Here is a 17623-nt window from a genome sequence, read left to right on the forward strand (position 1 = left end):
TCCGGCCACGGCCTTGGCTGCATCGACACAGCTACCTCTATCTATCCCGCAGCCAGACGAAGGCGATGGCTGCTCCCGCGAACGTGATCAGGAACAGAAGGCATCAGATCACGAACCGGCCGGCACCACGCGAGTTATCCAGCAGGGGCGACAGGCTCTGCGCTGGGAGTGATTCGACTCTTTGAACCCCACAGGATGGACTCTCCGCCAGGCGCAGCTATCCCAGGCTGCGGCCGCGGCCTCGCAACCTGGGGTCTCTCGACTCAGCCTTCCTCATACGGGCACCCGGGCAGATCCTCGACCTTGTGCCGGACTGCGCCTGCCGAAAGGCGGTCGAAGGCCAGCGTGTAGCAGCGAACGAATGTGCTCTGGCCGAAGAGGTTCTCCTTGGCTGTCACCACGGCGATCTTCAGGAGTAGCCTTTGCGGCTCTCGCGCCGAGGAGAAGACCGAGATCTCACCGGGCCAGCCCTTGACGGCACCCGCCGGCGGCAGTTCGGTTCCCCATTCCTGCGACAATCTCGTCGCGAAAAGATCGGCCATTTCTTCGTTATGGCTCGCGGCCGACGCCCCGTATAAATAACCGAGAACGAACGGGCTGAGCACGCCGATGGCCAGGGCGGCGAGCAGGGTGATGAGGCACCCTTTTGGCATGGTCCTGCCCCCTGTCGCGTGCTCAGCCTGTTTCTGAACGTGGTCAGCCTGCCAGGTTACGACGGCAGACTCGACCACAGCCGCACCATCACCGACCTCGACATCACCCTCCTGCCGCTCCCACCCAAACTGCCTGCCGCGTCCCGCGACGAACGGCCCATGGCCGCGGCCGACCGCCGCAGACAACAACAGGTCCTGGCCCTCCTGCGTCAAGACCCCAACCGACCCTGGAAGGCCCGTGACATCGCCCAGCACCTCGGCGATGTCACTCTAAACACGATGTGTCGGCAGCTATCGCGCTGGGCCGCCAACCGACTCATCCGCAAGATCAAACCAGGCGTCTACTCGGCCGAGCCGATCTTCGCAGCGCTCTTGCCAGCAGCTCAGAAACCTTAACTACCTGGCCTTGGGGAAAGGCCCGCTCATCTGCTCGACCGCACCTACCTGGCTCACCGATGCTGGATGGGTTCGCCCAGATCCGACTGGCTGTACCCCAGCTATTGCGGCCGAGTGGCGTGGTCGCGGTGACGGTTCATCCGTACCGGCACCGGGGAGAGTTGGTTGAGCTGCCCAGCCACGTACAGAAGGTAGCCCAGCGCGGCGCGCTGGTGCTCACCGACCGGATCGTGTGCCTTCCGTGCGGGCTGGGCCGCGGCGAGCTGCGGAACCGTGCGTCGTTCTTCCAACTGGTCGAAGCATGTAAAGGCTGGGCGCGTGGACTGCCGATCTACGCCGCCGCGTACGAAGGTCTGCGCGTCTTCCGCAAGCCACCGAGAACCGCTCCCTGGCCCGCTTCATCCGCTCGGCGGTTCGGCCCACGCTGAGCTGCCGCGATACGTGAGCGCGCCAAGCCGCTGGACTTGACGACGCGGCCAGAGGTGAGCGTCCATAGCCCGTGCGTCAGCCGGGCCGGCAATCACCCACCATGCGGTGATCGTCGGACCGTACGTCCGCCAGGACACCTGTCGAGCCGAGGCCAGATCAGATCAGATCACCGGAGAGGAAAGACGTACATCTTGGACAACCTTGCTCATTCCCGCACCACTACTGGGACGACCAACTGGCTGAATGCCGAAACTGACGACTGCGGGGCCAGCCAGATCTGCAGAACCGGCGAGCCCCGTCGACGCCTTCACCTACATGGCATTGTGAACCGCCCAAACCACACCCCGGGCGGGCTCCTGTGCCACGACAACACCACCGATAAGCTGGACAGTGTCCGCCGCGTCCACTGCAAGGTGCGACGTGCCGTAGTTCATCTGGCCCTCGCAGAGAGCGGCCACGTCAGTACCGGCGCTCCAAACGCGGGTGTTGGTCGATGACCAGGCATGACGAGCTGCTGACCGTTCCTCAGGTCCTCAAAGAGCTGGGCGGCGTGTCCCGCCGCACCTTCTACCGCTGGCGTCAGCTTGGCCGCGCACCAGTCTGCGTCCAACTACCCAATCTCGAACTCCGCGTCTGGCGGAGCGATCTCATGGCCTGGCTCGACTCACGACGGGAGTCGAGGTGAGCACCACGTACGACGTGAAAGTGGGCTACGTCCAGCAGCGCTCCAATAGAAGTGCACCCACCTACATCGCCCGCTGGCGAGTGGCCGGCAAGGAGAGGTCGAAGAGCTTCCGGACCAAGGGCCTGGCCAACGCCTTCATATCCGACTTGCGGCAGGCGACCAAGGTGGGGGAGGAGTTCGACCTCGCCACCGGTCTCCCGGTGTCGAAGCGCGCGCGGCAATCCTCCGGGCCGTCCGTCCTGCAGTTCGCTCAGGCGTACCTTCTTCGGCGCTGGAACTCGACAGCGCCTCGAACGCGGGAGACAGACGCGTACGCACTGCTGTCTCTCGTTCCCGAGCTGGTTACCGACGCGCCGCACCGTCCCACCGCTGGGGAACTCAGGGAGGTTCTCCGGATCCACACGCTGCTCCCGGAGAAGCGGCGGGCCGACCTGACAACGGCACAAGCCGTGGCTTTGGGCTGGTTGGAGAGGGCCTCTCTACCGATGACGGCCTTGGAAGAAGCACTGGTCCTTCGCAAGGCCCTCGACGCCATCTCGATCACCTTCTCGGGCGCACCGGCGGCAGCCAACACGGTACGACGCAGGCGCGCCATCCTGCATCACCTGCTGGAGCATGCGGTCGAGGAGCGACTGTTCAACAGCAATCCGCTGGACAAGATCAAAAGGAGAGTGCCCAAGCCTGTGACACTCGTTGATCCCCGTACAGTGGTCAACCCCACCCAAGCACGGCAACTCCTCGACGCAGTGCCCAAAGTAGGCCGCAAGCGCGGTCCTCGGCTCAAAACCCTGTTCGCATGCGTCTACTACGCCGCGCTCCGGCCGGAGGAAGCAGCGGACCTGCGGCTGACCAACTGCACGTTGCCGGACGCGGGATGGGGCCTGATTGTCCTGGAAAAGGCGCGGCCCCAGGGAACGAAACGCTGGACCAACTCCGGCGAGACCCATGAATCGCGCAACCTGAAGCACCGCGCGGACAAGGAAACACGAGAGATCCCCATCCCGCCCGTCCTGGTTGCCATGCTTCGCGAGCACATCGCCGAGTACGGCACCGCCGAGGACGGCAGAGTCTTCCACACGGGTACCGGTGGCACCTACTCCAGTTCGGCGCATTCCTATGTCTGGCAGGAAGCTCGCAAACTCGCGCTCACCCCGGCGCAGTTCGCCTCTTCTATGGCTGCTCGACCGTACGACCTGCGGCACGCGGCAGTTTCGCTTTGGTTGAACGCGGGCGTCCCGGCCGTCGAAGTCGCCAAGCGCGCGGGCCATAGCGTGGATGTCCTGCTGCGGGTTTACGCGAAATGCATGGACGGCCAGCAGGAGCACATCAATAGCAAGATCAACGAGGCTCTGAACGAATAGCCCGCATGCATCTGCCTTCGGCCCCGGCCCGACCGGGGCCGCTTCACTTCCTGCCCGGGTCATGTCGCGGCGTCCCCACCACGGGACGCCACGCTCGGTCTGCCCGGGAGATTCGACCTGTCGGCTCCTTACTCAGTCACCACAAGCAATAGGTGAATGCGCACGTAACCTCGGCATGGAGCGGGCGGCACTGCGCCTGTCGAGTGTTCCCATGAGGCCAACGTTCCTCGACACGCCCGATCTGGCAGACGTACTGTCAGCTCATGCCAGAGTTCCACCCGGCCCTGGCCGAACAGGGTCGCCGGATCATCGGGCATGGGCTGGACATTCCGCACGATGCCGACCCGGTGCCGTGTCGCGTGATGTTGTCGAAGGCGACTCTGCTGCAGCGAGCACTTTTCATCTTGAGTAGCGGCCTTCTTCGATGAGTTGCAGGACGAGGATGGCCTGCACGATCGTGGTGGCGCGGTGTGGGCGGCATCGCAGCCGGGTCAGGACTTTCCAGATCTTCAAAGTGGCAACGGCGCGTTCCCCGCGGGCGTGGATGCGGGCGTGTGCGCGGTTGACCGCGCGCTGATGGCGTGACAGCGGTGGCCGCAGGTGGTGGCCTTTGAACGGGGTGCGGATGCTGCCGCCTGCGCCTTGATATGCCTTGTCGGCGAAGGATCATGCGTGGCGCCGGGCAGCGCGGGTGAGGCCCACACCAGCCGGCCGGCCGGATCGGCCAGGACCTGCACGTTCACGCCGTGGCGGCGGTGTTTAGAGTACGAGTCAGGCCATGGCCCCGGAGCAGCACAACATGATTCTCACAGCCGGAGTAGTACGGGCGTTCGTCGGCCAGCCGGTCCATCGGGATCAGGGTGCCGTCCAGGATGGCGTAGGCCAGCCGGCCGGCGCGTAAGACGGCGGCGTGGACGTCGTCGGCGAGCATGGCGAGCAGGTCGGTCGCCTCGCGGACGTAGCGCCAGGCGGTGCTGGTGCCGACGTGGAAGCCGGCGGCCAGGCGGGCGTAGGTGTCGCCGTTGCGCAGGTGGGCGAGTACGAGCAGGGCTTGCCGGGATGGGTCCAGTCGTCGCCATCGGCAGCGGCGCGCAGCCCGCTGCGCGCGGATCAGTTCGGCCAGGGGGGGCAGGGTGTGATTGGACAGCGGGATCGCGGCACGGTATGACAGCAACGAGGCTCTCCGGTAGAGGCATCGGATCTTGGTCGACTGCTGTCTTACCGGGAGCCTCTTCTCATGCCAACCCGTCCCGGCGCCGCCCCCTGCTGACCAGCGCAATCAGGTTGGAAAAGCCTCAGCGTTGTTCGCTCATGGGAATGCTCTGGAATGGGTCGTGTTCGAATACGACTCCGACTGGCTCTCACTGGGCACTACCGCCATCAGCACTGCTGAGCCCCCTCCGGCCGGGCAGCACGCGCGCGTCGAAATACGATTCGACACCTGGGGCCGCGGCCCGATCAGATGCTGGAGCCCGAGCGGCCTTCACCTCGTCCACACGCGCATCCTGCGTGCCCACCGGATCGCCCAGCTGCGCGCAGCCACACGAACCATCGCGACGCCGCACGGCTGGGCGACCATGGTCTGGCGAGGCCGCCGCATGCCCGCCATCGCGGTGGGCGATCCCTAGTGAGCTGGTTTTGAGATTCGGTCGCAGTAGCGGCAGATGCGGTCGAGGATCTGGTCGGCGGTCTTGGTCCCGGTGAACGGCTTGGCGTCCTCGTTCCAGAGCTTGATCCACTCCTCCAGCGCGGTCTTGAGCGCGTCCAGGGAGCAGAAGTTGCCGCGCTCCAGACAGCGCCGCTCCAGCTCGGCGAACCAGCGCTCGACCTGGTTGATCCAGGAGGAGTAGGTCGGGGTGAAGTGCAGCGTGAAACGCGGGTGGGCCAGCAGCCAGGCGTGCACCACCTGCGCCTTGTGGGTGGACAGGTTGTCGCAGATGAGATGGACCGCCAGGCCCGGCTCGACCTGGCGGTCGATCTCCTCCAGGAAGTCGCGGAAGTCGACGGCGCGATGCCGGGCGGACAGTTTGCCGATCACCTTGCCGGTGGCGGTGTTCAAGGCGGCGAACAGGTCCACGGTGCCGTGCCGGACGTAATCGAAGCTGCGCCGCTCGGGCACCCCGGGCAGCATCGGCAGCACCGGAGCGCTCCGTTGCAACGCCTGGATCTGCGGCTTCTCATCGACGGCGAACACCGCGGCATGGGCCGGTGGGGCCAGATACAGCCCGGCCACGTCCCGGATCTTGTCGATCAGCAGTGGGTCGGCCGAGATCTTGAAGGTCTCGGTGCGCCAGGGCTGTAGCCCGAACGCTCGCCAGATGCGCAGCACGCTGGTCGGCGAGATGCCCACCCGGCGAGCCAGTTCACGCTTGGACCAGTGGGTAGCCCCGCTGGCACTTCTTCCAGAGTGCGTACCACCACCTCCTCCACCTGGGCGTCGGTGATGGTACGCGGCACCCCTGGCCGGGGTTCGTCGGTCAGCCCGTCCAGCCGATCGCGTAAGAATCGCCTGCGCCATCGGGCCACGGTGCCGCGATCGGTGTCCAGCCGCGCCGCCACCGCCGTGATGCTCAGCCCTTGGGCGCAGGCCAGCACGATCTTGCGCCCGTTTGGCCAAGCCCTGTGCGGTGGAGCGGCGGCCGGCCCAGCCCTGCAACGCCATCCGCTCGGCCTCACTCAGCACGAGCGGTTCCAGTCTGTTGTCGCCCATCTCCTCAGCAGAACGCGATACAGCGAAATCGTCACGGCCTGAAACGGAACTCACCTCATGTGGTGAGACCAGAACTCAAGACCGGCTCGCTAGCAGATGACCCGCAGGTACTGCAAGGAGTAGGCGTTCGCTCTCGCCCGGGCGACGCCCTCGGCGAACCCGTCGACGACCCAGCGGTACTCCTCGCTGCCAGTACCGGCGCACTTCCACCAGGTACGGATCTCCGCCCGCCCGCCGTGGGACCAGGCGATGGACGTGCGCCGCCGTTGCGCCAATGGGGATGCGAGACGCGATATGCCGCCGATCCCTCAACCATCTCGCCTAAGGCACTTGGGTGCTGCTGATCGCGTCCGCTGGGCCCACCCCAGCCGGATCACAAGGGCATCGCGCCACTGGAGGTCGTCATAGATAGCTGGGGGAGTTGAGAGGTCAGCGCTGGCGCTGGGTGGCACGACGGGCATGCGGTATGCAGCTACCAGCAGGAACGGCTTCAGGACCGACACCGTCTGAAAGTGGCGTCACCGCCTGCGCCGTCCGCGTGGGATCTCATGCGGACGGCGCATGGAAGTTACAGTTGGAGGATCAACGCCTCGACCTGCTGCAGAGCAGCGATACTGGCCTCGGCGGCACTGCGTGCTTTGGTCAGCTTCTCCATCCACTCAATCCGCTGGTCAGCGGAGAGAGTCTGTTCCTCTAGATCGATGCGCAACTGCCGGGCTGTTTCGAAGTCGTTCAGCAGAGCGTCGGCGGACTGGACTGCGTGTTCGTACGAACCAGCGACGACCTCGATCCGAGCGGGTAGCTCCCGCCGAAGATCACTGAGTTGCGTACGAGGGCTAGTCGCGATGGTTTCAGCTACCCTCATCACGCTCTCTGGGCCGGAGTTTCCGCTGCTGAACCAGCCGCTTTCCTCGTCCTCGTCCCCCCCGCCTTCGGAACGGTTCGGGACCGGTGCCATGTCAGGTCCGAAGATCTCGTCGAACCATGCCTTGTCCACTAGGAAGTTCGTAGGGTTCCCCTCGCTGTCGGGAACCAGGATCATGCCAGGCACGATCGGCGTCCTGTTCTCAGGAACTCTGTTTTGCTCCCCGTAACAGACGGGAGTCGTTCCGTCAGGAGCCTCCGGAGCGCTGGATGCGTCGGGATGGGAGAGGATCTCCTTCGCGAAGGCGATAAGCAGTTCCCGGGTGACGGCCGGCGCCCCCCGCGTGTAGGCCATCTTTAGCGCGGCAACGGCACTTGACGGACTGCGGCGTGTTCCCTTACGAAGGTCGCCCGCCTCGCTGCCCTGGCCGGGGGTGACCAGCGGCTCGGGGGCGTGGATCAGGTTAGGCACTATGCGGTCGACCAGTGCTGACCAGGCTGCGGAATCGCCGGCTTCGGCTTTTAGCAGCAGTTTTCTGACCGACCTGGGGTCTTGTCGGGCGCCCTCTTTGACGTCCGATACTCCGAACAGTCCAGTCGCGGACAGAATGTTCCCGCGCTGCAAGAATAGTTGAGCGACGGCTGCGGACCAGAGTCTTGTACGGGTCACGGCGGCCTTCGCGCTGATTTGGCTCCAGGCTGGCTCCTGTAGCGCGCCGCGCACAATCGGCCAGTTAGGTCCAGTGTCGCGTACTTGGCGCCGTCCGGTCTCTGGCGGCGCTGGCGGAAGGTCGGGAAAGACGAGTGCGGTGATGGAGCGGATGGCAATGTCCCGCAGTGCTATTGGGTCGGCTATCTCCTCCATGGGTAGTAGCGGAGCGAGCGGATCGAGTGGCCCGTTTGCGGTTAGCGCTGCCCGCACGGCGTCCACGTTGAGCCGGTCGGAAGCTTTGGCATCGGGGAACGCGTCGCTAAGTGCTGGTACGAGTCGCTCGTCAGTGACGTAGGCGTCGACGAGGATTGCCCAGAGCGCTATGAGGCGGGCGTCTTCGTCGTAGGGTTGGATGCCGCGCAGGTGGTCGTCGACGTTCAGGGTCCGCAGCACATGCTCCAGTGCTGCCGGATTACTACAGCCGATCACGATGTCCGTGGGCACGGTGGTGATCTTTGCGGCACGGTGCGCCGGGAGTTCGTGACCCGCATCCTCTTTGGCACGTACGGTGTTGAGGTTGACAGAGATGCGGTTCAGGATTTCCCGCATGTTCAGCAGCAGGAGTGTGGACTCGGGTTTGTCGTTCGTCATCGGACACAGATGCTGGGGCATGCCTGTCACCAGGTGCTCGGTATGCACTCCGTAGATGTCGAGACGGGCTAGGGTTCTGTTGTTCGCCGTCACGGCGACCATGCGCCACAGACTCGTGATCTGACCGTCTGGCTGCTGAATCTGCCACTGCTGGAGCGCACACGTCCCCCGAGACAGTTGACCGGACGCGACCAGTGACTCAATGAGGTTGTAGCCTCGGCGGCGGCCAGCGCGGCGAAGGCTTTCTACTGCGTAGCGCTGGAGGTGCACGGCGACGTCCTGCGGTTGAGGCGCGAGTGTAAACGCGGCCGCAGGCTGTCCGTTGTGCTCCGCTGGCCGTACGGCGGGGCGGGGTCGGCGATTGCCGAGCGATGACAGCAGGCGCTCGCACTCGCGCTGCGCTTCTGCCACCGCCTTGCGTGCTACCCGGAGTTTGTCGTCTGCCGCCGCAAGCGCGGCCGCGGCGTGGGGTTGACTGTCTCCCGTACGGCGACGAGCATCGCGCTCCTTCTCCGCTAGCTTCGCATCCTTGTCGGCCTGCTCCATAGCGACCTCGGCAGCGACTAGTTCCCGGACTCGCTGCATGGCCTCCTCGTCGGGAGTGGTCCACGCTCCGGCAGTGCGGTCGTTCAGGTCCCAGGGGACGATACCTGCGCCGTGGACGTCACAGGTGAGCAGGAGCACCTTTTCTTGGCCAGCCTGGACGATTCGATAAGCGTGGGGGGCAAGGATTTTCTTGCCGCGCTGGGAAGTCAGCAGCTTCTTTATCTCGGTGTTGCCTAGGGTGGTGGCGAGGCCTTCGATGATTGCGTCGCGTGGCGGCGGGGTAACCTCCTGCTCTATGCAGGTGTTTTCGATGGCGTCGGCCAGGCGCTCCGCATAAGCCTCGGTACCGATGTAGGGATAGATGCCGTCTGGCCGTCTTATAGCAGTCATTATGGGCTGGCTTTCTCCGGCGATGCCGGGAGAAGCACGCGCTCGGCTGCCGAGGGCGTGACACGCACCCGAAACCGAAGTCTCGCGCCAGCAGAATACGAACCGGTTCGTGCAGTGTCCCCGATTGCGGCCTGCTCCGTACGGCCCTCCTGCCTCTGCCCGCAGAAAGAACAGCCCTACCGGCGCCACGGTGGCGCCTGGGCGTTTCGCTTCTGGCTCCTACTCCGCCGACGGCGGCATGAGGCGGACGTAGGTGGAGAGCCACCGACGTGCGGACCCATACTCGCACAAGTGGCGTCCTAGGTAACGCCGAAATGGGGAATTAAGCGTTCTGGCTCAACTTGATAGGTATGGCCCGCTATGCCGAAAGAACGCGAGAGTATTTCGTATTTCCGGGGCCGGGCTGCGAGGGCTGTAACGCTTGCACCGCTATAACTGCAGGCCAAATACAATTGGCCACTCGGGGTTCTTTAGCGTACTTTGTGGGCGTTTAGGCCGGTTGATCCCGAGTTCAGGTGCTGCTCTAGGTAGGGGTGTTCGCGCTGGTGAGGCGGCAGGCCATGAGGGCGATCATGGCAATGCAGAGAGTGAGATAGGCCGTCAGTTTCAACGTCGCGCACGCGTGTCAGTAGGTCTGCGGCCCGCTCGATCGCGTAATCCGGGGGGACTTCAGCGACCGTCCGGACCGCATGCTTACGCAGCTCGGCCCGGGCTGGGATGGCTTGGCTGCCATGACTCGGTCCTTGCAAGGGACGAGCTGCCACCGAAGCCGGAGCGCTTAATGGTCGGCGGCTTCGAGGTCATGTCCGACATCGCGGACGAGCGCGCCTGGTGATCCCTTGCCGTCCTAGGCGGCATCAGCTAGATATGTGATCTTCCTATGTCTCCGAGGACATGACATGACCAACGCTCCGGTCCTGGGTCTCCATGACTCCCTGCTCACCGGCACGCTCGACACGAAGATCAATGCCTGGCGGCAGGCCGGCCATCTGGTCGAGGCGTCGAAGATCGACAGTGAAGAAGTTGCCCATCTGCTGGGCCGTTTCGTCGGCGAAACGGCAGCGCGGGCCTTCGCTGAGCGGGCGCCCGGTGACGCATACAGAGTAGACATGATCATGAAACATGATCCCAGGCGACCCGGGCTGGCCGTTCGACGCCCTGACCCCTTCCGTTCAACCGGACGAAGGGCTCTGCGCTGGTAGTGATTTGAGCTCTTGACAGCTTCGGGTGTAGGTGAAGTGCATGGACCGGCCAGCAAGAGCACATCAACTCGAAGATCGCCGATGTGTTGACCGGTTAGGTCACTGGAGCGACGACGGCCCCGGCCAAGCTGGGGCCGTCTCTCTTCGCGCTCGACGTTCGTCTACCGTTGGCGGACCTCTACGGATTAGGACCGTCCGTCGACCGGTTCCCCCGGCGAACCATCACATCCCTCGGAGAAAATCCGTGTCGATCACCACGTCCTCTACCTGGCGAATTGTGGTGGTGACTCCGATCCCGTACTCCTTGAGCAGGTCACACAGCTGATCACCGTCAATGAGATCGATGGGTGTGGCTCCATCGCGAGTAGCTTCCTTCTTAGCGGGTTCGGTGAACGTTCCCGTTGTGATCATCAATCCGCGGTCGCCACGTCCGCTCAACGCACCGCGGAAAGCTTGGACTTCGGGCGCGCCCACGGTCCCGCGGTAGCGCTTGCACTGGAAGAAGACTGGAAAGCTGACAAGTGAGATCCGGTACTTCCCCCAACCGTCGATGCCGCCATCGCCGAAAAGCTTGGTGACGTGGGTGTTGGAGAAGCCAGCCTCACGCAGGAGCCGCTGCGACAGACGCTCGAAAGCGTCCGGAGGCATCGCCAGCAGGGTCTCACGGAGAACCTCCCGCCAGGTTTCCTGCCCGGGCTCCACCGCGCTGCTGTCAGGAGGTGGTAGCTCCTCCTCCGGAAGAGTGACGACCTTCCCTGTTGGCTCGGTGGCCTGGTCGCTCTCCTGCCGCGGCCTATTCCGGACAGCCAGCTGGTAGTCCTTGTGGAGCTTTTCGATCTCGTCGAGTCGTACCGTGCGTCCGTACTCGGTGAGAGACCATACCCGCTTGCTGTTAGTGAGGAGCCCCATGCCCTTGAGATAGCTCCTTGCCCACCCGATCCGCTCCTCCAGCAGGCTCTGCGCCCCCCGGTTATTGAGGACAGCCTGTTGTTCTTCCGAGATCCGCTCACTCTCGATGACCCTGGAGCTGATCTCGGTGATCGATCCAGAGCCATCGAGGTCCCGGACTGCCGTGAGGGTGGGCCATAAAAGGTCTTTGTACGTGGGAATTGTGGGATCCGTCACAGAGGAATCATGGCAGAGGGGTACGGCAAGTTTCATCGCAGGCTGAACACTCGTAATCAACAGTGCTACGGGTCAGTACAGATTGCGGTGGTATGTCAGATGCTGCCGATCGACGTCGTGCCCGGGAACGGTCCGCAAGGCGTCCCTCGACTCGCCGGTAAGCTGATTGACCACCGTAAGGTCGTCTTTGACGATGATGGCGCCCTGGTCGAAAAGCACGTGGTCATTGGGGCATAGACAGAGGAGATTGCCTGCCACGTCGTAGCCGTCGTGCGGGTTGCCGAGCGGCCGGATATGCGCTCCCTCGGCGTACGGGCCGTTAGGGAGGAGCAGTCGGACTCCGCACATCTGGCAGGTGTGATCGTGCAGGGTTTTGATCAGCCGCGAGAGTGCGCTGTCCCGAACGATGCGCTTGATCGTGGCTGGGCGGCGTTCCGTTGCACGAACGTCGTCGGGCGGTGGGAGCGGCTCTTCTTCGATGTCTCTCAGGCCGACGCGTAGGAGCAGCGCGTTCTGATCCTCGTCCGGGAAGTACTTCTCCAAGAGGCACGCGCTCGCTTGAGACCGTACCGCCTGGTCTTCCGCCACCAGGTCGAACACCCACTCGCGCAGATCGGAGACCGGCTGGTTCCGGCTCATCCATGCCAAAGGCGGACTGCCGCTGGGGCGAGGCGGCTCCGGGTGGTCGGGCAGCGTCCACAACCCGAAGTGCGCGAGCTTCAAGGGTATTGGGGGGGGTGGGCCGGTCGCCCTGTAGACCGAACTCTCTGAATAGGGTACGGATCTCGGCTCGTGTGACATCCCACGGAACAAGGCGCTCCGCTCCGTGCGCCGCTCGACCAAGGGCCCACAGGAGGGTGAGCGGCTGATAACGCTTGGGGCGGCCGTTCGGGACGGCAGTGTCGAGATCTCCGATCTTCGCCAGGAACGCCGCGGCAGGCGATGCGTCTTGGCGCGCACCAAGAAGGAACCCGAGGTGGCCGAGAATCCTGCCGACCGTTGCGGCCCCTCCAGAGAACTCCGAAGGGCGAAGCGCGCGGCCGTTGACACCTCGGTATGCCACGCCGGCGATTGCCTTGGAGTCGTACCGGCGTTCGTTGTGGATGATGAAGTAGTCGCGTGCTTCTCGGTAGCCGTACCGCTCAAGGAAGGTGTCGCGGCCCAGTTGGTCGTACTCCTCGATGGCCAGGAGGACCATCTCGCGTTTGAGGTCTGATAATGCCACTGGATCACGATATGTCCGAAGAACGACAGTCCAACGGGTGCTAAGCCTCGTCTGGTCCTCGAGTGCTGGGCTGAGCAGCAGTCCCCTGTTGGCCTCCGTAGCCCACAGCAGGAGAGTCCACGGTCACTGATATGGACCAGAGGACCGGCTCGCTGCCGCCATCCCTGGAGCAACCTGAGAGTGACGAGGGCTGCGTCTGGGCGGCGGCGTGGTGCATCAGCAGAGCTGTCTACCGCGGAAGAAGCGGAGTCTGCCCTATGCAAGGGCCGGTACGGCAGCGCAGTCAGTATGGGGGGAGGTAGTTGTTCGCGCCCGTCAGTTGCATCACAGGGGTGTTGTCAGCAGGTGACGGGGCTGCGCCGTCGTACAAGATCATCATGTACCCTGCGCTGCGACTGATGCGGCTGTATGGATGCGCGCTGAGGGCTATGCCACTTCTGGGACGCAGTTATGCAGCTGTCCGTAGCGGTCGCGGGCGATTCGGAGTAGGTCGGTGAAGTCCTTGACCAAATTCCGCCCTTGCGCTACCTGTGAAACATCCATCCCCATCCATGGCCGGTCGTTGCCGCATCGGAAGAGAATGAACGCCACATACGGCCTCGTCCTAGGGCTGTTCCCCGTGTAGGCGATCAGCCCTTTTCCCAGGTCTGCTGGAAGTTCTGACAGGCGTTTCTTTCCAAAGTTCTCGCGGGCGAGATCAAGTGCTTCTTGTCCATCACGAATGGACCAGTTGAGTGAGAAGCGGTTGTACTCGTTTCTCAGCGAGCAGGCGCCATGCGTGGCGGGAACGCCGTCCTTGCTCTCTTCCAGCGGTAGGGTCAGACCGCTGATCGTCCGTATGGCCTCCTGCGGGACGACGTCGCACCAATAAGGGCTGGAGTCAATCACCGGCTGTGGTGCGACAGTCGTCTTGGCCGGAGGAGGGGTGTTCTGCTGGGCGCAGCCGACGCTCAGCGTCAGCATGACAAGAGTACCGAGGCCAGCAATCGCGGCGCGTGTGGACATGTCAATACCGCTCGATGCCGAGATTGCTGTGCACGTCGAACAGAGCACTGTTGTCCATGGCTTCCTTGACGGTCTGAGTACTGCTTTCGACCTTGGTGTGCCAGCGCGCCCACTCGATGAACTTGTCGAAGGTCTCTGGGTCGGCGACGATCTCGTCGAGCGGTTTCAGTTTGGGCGGGTCGTTGTTCGTGGCGAAGGGCGAGCCCTTGGCGTCCTCGAGCGCGCTGCGGCTCCACTGACCGTTCGCGATGCTGCTGCTGAGGACCATCTTGTGGACCATCCACATGGCCATCTCGCGATCGTTGCCCGCCTCCTGCAGGGCCGAGTCCGCGGAGAGGCCCTCCTTCATCAGCCGGTCGGTCAGGAACGCCGAGAGTTTGTCGAATCCCATCGGCGTGAGCTTCTCATGTGCCTTGTCGCCCCAGAATCCGAATCGCGTGGCGAGTTTGCCGACCGGTCCGGTCGCCTCACTGAGCACACCGCTGATCAGGCTCTTCATTTCCTCTTTGGCCTGCCCGTCGCTCGTGGCCTGCGAAAGGAGGAACAGTCGTCGAGTTTCGAGCAGATGTCCCATGAAGCGTGCCTCGGGGATCAGCACCTCATTCAAGCTCTCGCCACCGTCCCGCCGGTAGGACTCCTGGACCTTCAGCAGCATTCTCTCGACCTCCGCACCCACGAGCGCCTTCGTGGCGGCCTCGTCACGGCCGACGAAAAGGAGCAGCCGATCCATCTCGGCACGGTCGACGTCTTTGAGCTCGGGCGTCTTGTCATCGAAGACTCCAAAGATCTTGTCGACGTGGGCGGCCATGATCATTCCCATCGGGCCGCTGAGAAAGGACATCCGGTCCAGCTTCTTCCGATCGAGGATCTCCAGTTTGCCGTCTGCACCCCGTCCGACCACCCCGTCGAGCTCCTCCTTGAGGAGGATGAGTGCTTCGTTGGTGTGCGTGAGAGACTCTTTGTCCTTGCCACTGAGCGCTTTCTGCAGCAGGCCGGCGAACGGGGCCTGGTTGCGCGTGTGGTTAAAGCCGTCGAGCCGATCGGTGAGCAGGTACTCCATGATGGACGTCGTCCAGCCCTTCGGAGTGTGGAAGAGCAACGCCTGCGCCGCTGGCGACGAGAATCTTCCGGCCTGCGAGAGATCGTCGATGACGCTGGCCTTGATCTGTTCTCCAGGCTGCCCCATGCGTGGTCCGCCCGGTTGCATGGAGTCGCTGATGCCGAGCACCGTGGCCAAATCCAGGCTGTTGGCGTACGGGCCGCGGGAATCCGACAGTTCCTTCTGATGCACAACCACGTCCCGGCCCACTATTTCCATGAACCGCTTCGAGAACGGTGGCTTGCCCTCGCTGGCCCGCCAGATGAGCGCCTGAGCCTGGTAGCCGACGTAGGTCACCTCAAGCGCCTTGTGCTCGGCACGGCCTTCCTTCACAAGCTGATCCAGGTAAGCCTGTCCCATGTAGGCCTCGTCAGCGGGGTCGGTGCCCTTGGCCAGGGCCGTGGACAGCAGTTTCATCACCTGTTTGACCTGCTCGATCTGTTGCGGATCACGTTGGGACGTGACGTTGGCGCGTACTTGCAGCCCCAACGCGGCCGGTAGCTCAGTGATGCCCTTGGCACCTAGCTTGGCCAGGAAGACCTTGACGAACTCCGGATCCTTTGCCCTATTCGCATACCCGTGCAGCTTGGCCAGCGCCGCCTTGTCCCCGCGACTGGCGGCAACCGCCGCGTTCGCGGCCAGTGTCCCATCCAGAAAACCCTGCGCGGCCGCCGTCGAATCAGGAACCGCGATCATAGTCCCGTCTGGCGTGCACTCACGGTAGACGACCTTCATGCGTTCCATCTCCTGGACGATGCGCTGACGCCGGCGCAGATCGTCTACTTCCGCACTGACTTCTTTCGCCATGGCGCGGATGCGCAGGGCCGGCTCGGTGCTCAGCCCTGCCGCGGAGAGCTCGCCGTGCAGCATCGCGGCCAGATCCTCCAGTTGCAGCGCCGCAGTGGTGTGGCGGGCGACCAGGGTGTCGAACTCGGGCTGCTTGACTCCGCTGTAGCTCATCGCATGCTCGCCAACTCGTCCTTGGCATCCGCGACGGCCCCTGCCAACAACGCACGCAGCTCGCGCTGGCGACTGAGCAAGGTCTGCTCGAAGCGACTCCCGCTCGTTCCCACCCAGGCCCGGGCACCCATCAACGTGCAGGAAGGATGCAGCGTCCACCAGTGGTCATCAGACAACTTCTGGATGCGTACCACTGCTGCCTGCATCGCCTCTCGATCAAGACCAGGCATCCCGGATCCCCTCGGTACGGCTCTCAAGGCCCCCAACGACGATAACCCGAACCGAGCCGATTGCTTCGGAAACCAACCTATTTGCGATTCTCGCGAAATCCATCGAGCCGAATCACGGTTTCGTCCGTACATCTGTCGCGAGACAGTGGCTATCAAACTTTTTGAGACGTTTCATGCGTGGCGAACGCAGCGCGCGTATGCTCGATGATGGCTATTCACGGAGGAGGAACTGTGGCGCGTCCCACGCCCCAGGCGATCGTGGTTGTACTGCGAGGGGTGGTTGACGACCGCGCCGCGAAGGAGGTCGCCCGGTTGCTGGGGGCCCACCTTGAGCAGAGTGAACGCTGGCTGATCTTTGACCTGTCCGGTGCGGAACGGATTACTCCGGGCGGCTGGCGATTCATGCTGCGCGCATGGCTCGACGCGCGTGAGGTGGGCGGAGGCGCAACCCTGGCGAGCGAAGCGGGGGTATGGCGGACGGTGGCTCGCCAGATTGGGCTACCGACTTCACCAGACGTGGATCATGCCTTGGCAGCCCTGGATTCGGATCGTACGACATCAGGCCGTTTAGACCGTCGCATATCGAAGATCTTGTCAGCGGGACGGCCATCGGACGAGGTGCCGCTTCAACTGGGAATGCAGGCTGCGGACGGGGGGGAGAGGGCCTTCCTCGCCTTCTTTGGCTATCGCCCATCATCAGATCCCTTGAAGGGTGCCTTCTCCGCTGCGCTGGTCATGCAGGCGCTCGCCGATGTCAGGCCGGACGAGGTGGAGCCGGATCCGGCATTGGAGGTCATGCCGGACGGGCCGGACGACGAGGTGCTGGACGCCTTGCGTGAGTCGCTCTTGCCCAGGGGCGCGCAGGAGAGCTTCGCCTATCTGGGAGACGCCGAGAGTGCGCCGGCAGTGGAGAGGGCGCTGCGGCAGTTCGGTGAGGCGTTTGGGTGGGAAGTGACGCCGCGTTCCGAGCCACTGGAGGGCTCGTGGTTCCGCCGGTTCCGGTTGAAGGCTAGAGACCTGGCGATGTCTGCGGATGCTAAGGAGATCGCCGAAGAACTGCGTCGGGCGGCTGAGCTTCGCGCGCTGCACAGCGTCCAGGCTGAGAACGACAGCAAGCAGGCGCAGGCCGCAGCGACCCTCATCCAGGCGCTCGATGGCACCGAACAGGCGGTGGTAATGGTCGGGTCGGTCCTGGTCATCAAAGACGCGGGCCGCCTGGCAGTCCGTACGCTGACGCAGCGTCAGCTCATCTTCTTGGAGCGCAGCGCCGACATGACGCAGCCGAGCAATGTGCTCGAAGCGCTGGAGTTGTGCGGTGCGGCTGATGACCCGCCGCCGACGCGAGAGCGCTCCTTGCCGTCAGGCGAAGAAGATGACTGATCTGAACGATGTCGCGTTCGGACGTGACGATACTCCGCACTAGACAATGTCTATTAAAGC

General features: G+C 63.9%; 17 protein-coding genes and 2 pseudogenes. 8 read left to right on the top strand and 11 right to left on the bottom strand.

The annotated features are described in order from the left end of the window. Positions 1–263 precede the first annotated feature (263 nt). A complete protein-coding gene (locus SMD20_RS39650) occupies positions 264–866 on the bottom strand; it encodes a hypothetical protein (protein WP_329591103.1) in 603 nt (200 codons plus the stop codon). A gap of 242 nt (positions 867–1108) precedes the next feature. Between SMD20_RS39650 and SMD20_RS39655 the strand changes: the two genes are divergently transcribed. The 4 genes from SMD20_RS39655 to SMD20_RS39670 all read left to right on the top strand — a co-directional run bounded on the left by SMD20_RS39655 (position 1109) and on the right by SMD20_RS39670 (position 3952). Then, a complete protein-coding gene (locus SMD20_RS39655; protein WP_329591105.1) occupies positions 1109–1477 on the top strand; it encodes a hypothetical protein in 369 nt (122 codons plus the stop codon). 494 nt (positions 1478–1971) lie between these two features. Continuing rightward, a complete protein-coding gene (locus SMD20_RS39660) occupies positions 1972–2163 on the top strand; it encodes a helix-turn-helix transcriptional regulator (RefSeq protein ID WP_329591107.1) in 192 nt (63 codons plus the stop codon). Beyond that, on the top strand, positions 2160–3524 hold the full coding sequence (locus SMD20_RS39665) for a tyrosine-type recombinase/integrase (RefSeq protein WP_329591109.1): 1365 nt from the start codon (positions 2160–2162) through the stop codon (positions 3522–3524). The genes SMD20_RS39660 and SMD20_RS39665 overlap by 4 nt, the downstream gene beginning before the upstream one ends. 263 nt (positions 3525–3787) lie before the next feature. Then, on the top strand, positions 3788–3952 hold the full coding sequence (locus SMD20_RS39670; RefSeq protein ID WP_329592871.1) for a hypothetical protein: 165 nt from the start codon (positions 3788–3790) through the stop codon (positions 3950–3952). On the opposite strand, the pseudogene SMD20_RS48480 reads toward SMD20_RS39670, so the two are convergent. Together SMD20_RS48480 and SMD20_RS48485 are read right to left on the bottom strand one after the other, a co-directional pair. Beyond that, positions 3924–4267 (bottom strand): annotated as a pseudogene (locus SMD20_RS48480) (transposase family protein). The gene SMD20_RS39670 and the pseudogene SMD20_RS48480 overlap by 29 nt on opposite strands. Continuing rightward, complete coding sequence (locus SMD20_RS48485) at positions 4264–4698, bottom strand: helix-turn-helix domain-containing protein (protein ID WP_442942559.1); 435 nt, start codon at positions 4696–4698, stop codon at positions 4264–4266. The pseudogene SMD20_RS48480 and the gene SMD20_RS48485 overlap by 4 nt, the downstream one beginning before the upstream one ends. Positions 4699–4858: 160 nt before the next feature. On the opposite strand from SMD20_RS48485, the gene SMD20_RS39680 reads away from it, so the two are divergent. Further along, on the top strand, positions 4859–5152 hold the full coding sequence (locus SMD20_RS39680; RefSeq protein ID WP_329591111.1) for a hypothetical protein: 294 nt from the start codon (positions 4859–4861) through the stop codon (positions 5150–5152). Here the strand turns inward: SMD20_RS39680 and SMD20_RS39685 are convergent. The 3 genes and pseudogenes from SMD20_RS39685 to SMD20_RS39695 form a co-directional block, all read right to left on the bottom strand. Then, positions 5149–6234: pseudogene (locus tag SMD20_RS39685) on the bottom strand (IS630 family transposase). The gene SMD20_RS39680 and the pseudogene SMD20_RS39685 sit on opposite strands and share 4 nt — an antisense overlap. An 89-nt stretch (positions 6235–6323) precedes the next feature. Then, positions 6324–6509, bottom strand: coding sequence for a hypothetical protein (locus SMD20_RS39690; protein ID WP_329591113.1), 186 nt, complete (start codon positions 6507–6509; stop codon positions 6324–6326). Positions 6510–6802: 293 nt separating this feature from the next. Beyond that, on the bottom strand, positions 6803–9337 hold the full coding sequence (locus SMD20_RS39695) for a hypothetical protein (protein WP_329591114.1): 2535 nt from the start codon (positions 9335–9337) through the stop codon (positions 6803–6805). An 899-nt stretch (positions 9338–10236) separates the two neighbouring features. Here SMD20_RS39695 and SMD20_RS39700 point away from each other — a divergent pair. Further along, positions 10237–10539: a hypothetical protein gene (locus SMD20_RS39700; protein ID WP_329591116.1), complete on the top strand. Its 303-nt coding sequence runs from the start codon at positions 10237–10239 to the stop codon at positions 10537–10539. 222 nt (positions 10540–10761) lie between these two features. Here SMD20_RS39700 and SMD20_RS39705 read toward each other — a convergent pair whose 3' ends face one another. After that, positions 10762–11664, bottom strand: a complete 903-nt coding sequence (locus tag SMD20_RS39705; RefSeq protein WP_329591118.1) for a restriction endonuclease — start codon at positions 11662–11664, stop codon at positions 10762–10764. A gap of 72 nt (positions 11665–11736) precedes the next feature. Next, positions 11737–12387, bottom strand: coding sequence for an HNH endonuclease (locus SMD20_RS39710; protein ID WP_329591119.1), 651 nt, complete (start codon positions 12385–12387; stop codon positions 11737–11739). 103 nt (positions 12388–12490) lie between these two features. Between SMD20_RS39710 and SMD20_RS39715 the strand changes: the two genes are divergently transcribed. After that, positions 12491–12880 carry a hypothetical protein gene (locus tag SMD20_RS39715; RefSeq protein WP_329591122.1) on the top strand — a complete coding sequence of 130 codons (390 nt, stop codon included), beginning with the start codon at positions 12491–12493 and terminating at the stop codon, positions 12878–12880. Positions 12881–13315: 435 nt separating this feature from the next. Here SMD20_RS39715 and SMD20_RS39720 read toward each other — a convergent pair whose 3' ends face one another. From SMD20_RS39720 to SMD20_RS39730, 3 genes are read right to left on the bottom strand one after another with little or no spacing between them, the layout of a single operon-like run. After that, positions 13316–13894 (bottom strand): hypothetical protein, encoded by a 579-nt coding sequence (locus SMD20_RS39720; RefSeq protein WP_329591124.1) that lies wholly within the window; start codon positions 13892–13894, stop codon positions 13316–13318. Between the two features lies 1 nt (position 13895). Then, entirely contained in the window at positions 13896–15953 is a 2058-nt protein-coding gene (locus SMD20_RS39725; protein ID WP_329591126.1) for a hypothetical protein, read from the bottom strand. Beyond that, a complete protein-coding gene (locus SMD20_RS39730; protein WP_329591127.1) occupies positions 15950–16183 on the bottom strand; it encodes a hypothetical protein in 234 nt (77 codons plus the stop codon). The genes SMD20_RS39725 and SMD20_RS39730 overlap by 4 nt, the downstream gene beginning before the upstream one ends. Positions 16184–16414: 231 nt before the next feature. Between SMD20_RS39730 and SMD20_RS39735 the strand changes: the two genes are divergently transcribed. After that, complete coding sequence (locus SMD20_RS39735; RefSeq protein ID WP_329591129.1) at positions 16415–17563, top strand: STAS domain-containing protein; 1149 nt, start codon at positions 16415–16417, stop codon at positions 17561–17563. Positions 17564–17623 lie beyond the last annotated feature (60 nt).

Origin of the sequence: Nonomuraea sp. LP-02, from assembly GCF_036289125.1 — a bacterium.
GTDB lineage: Bacteria > Actinomycetota > Actinomycetes > Streptosporangiales > Streptosporangiaceae > Nonomuraea > Nonomuraea bangladeshensis.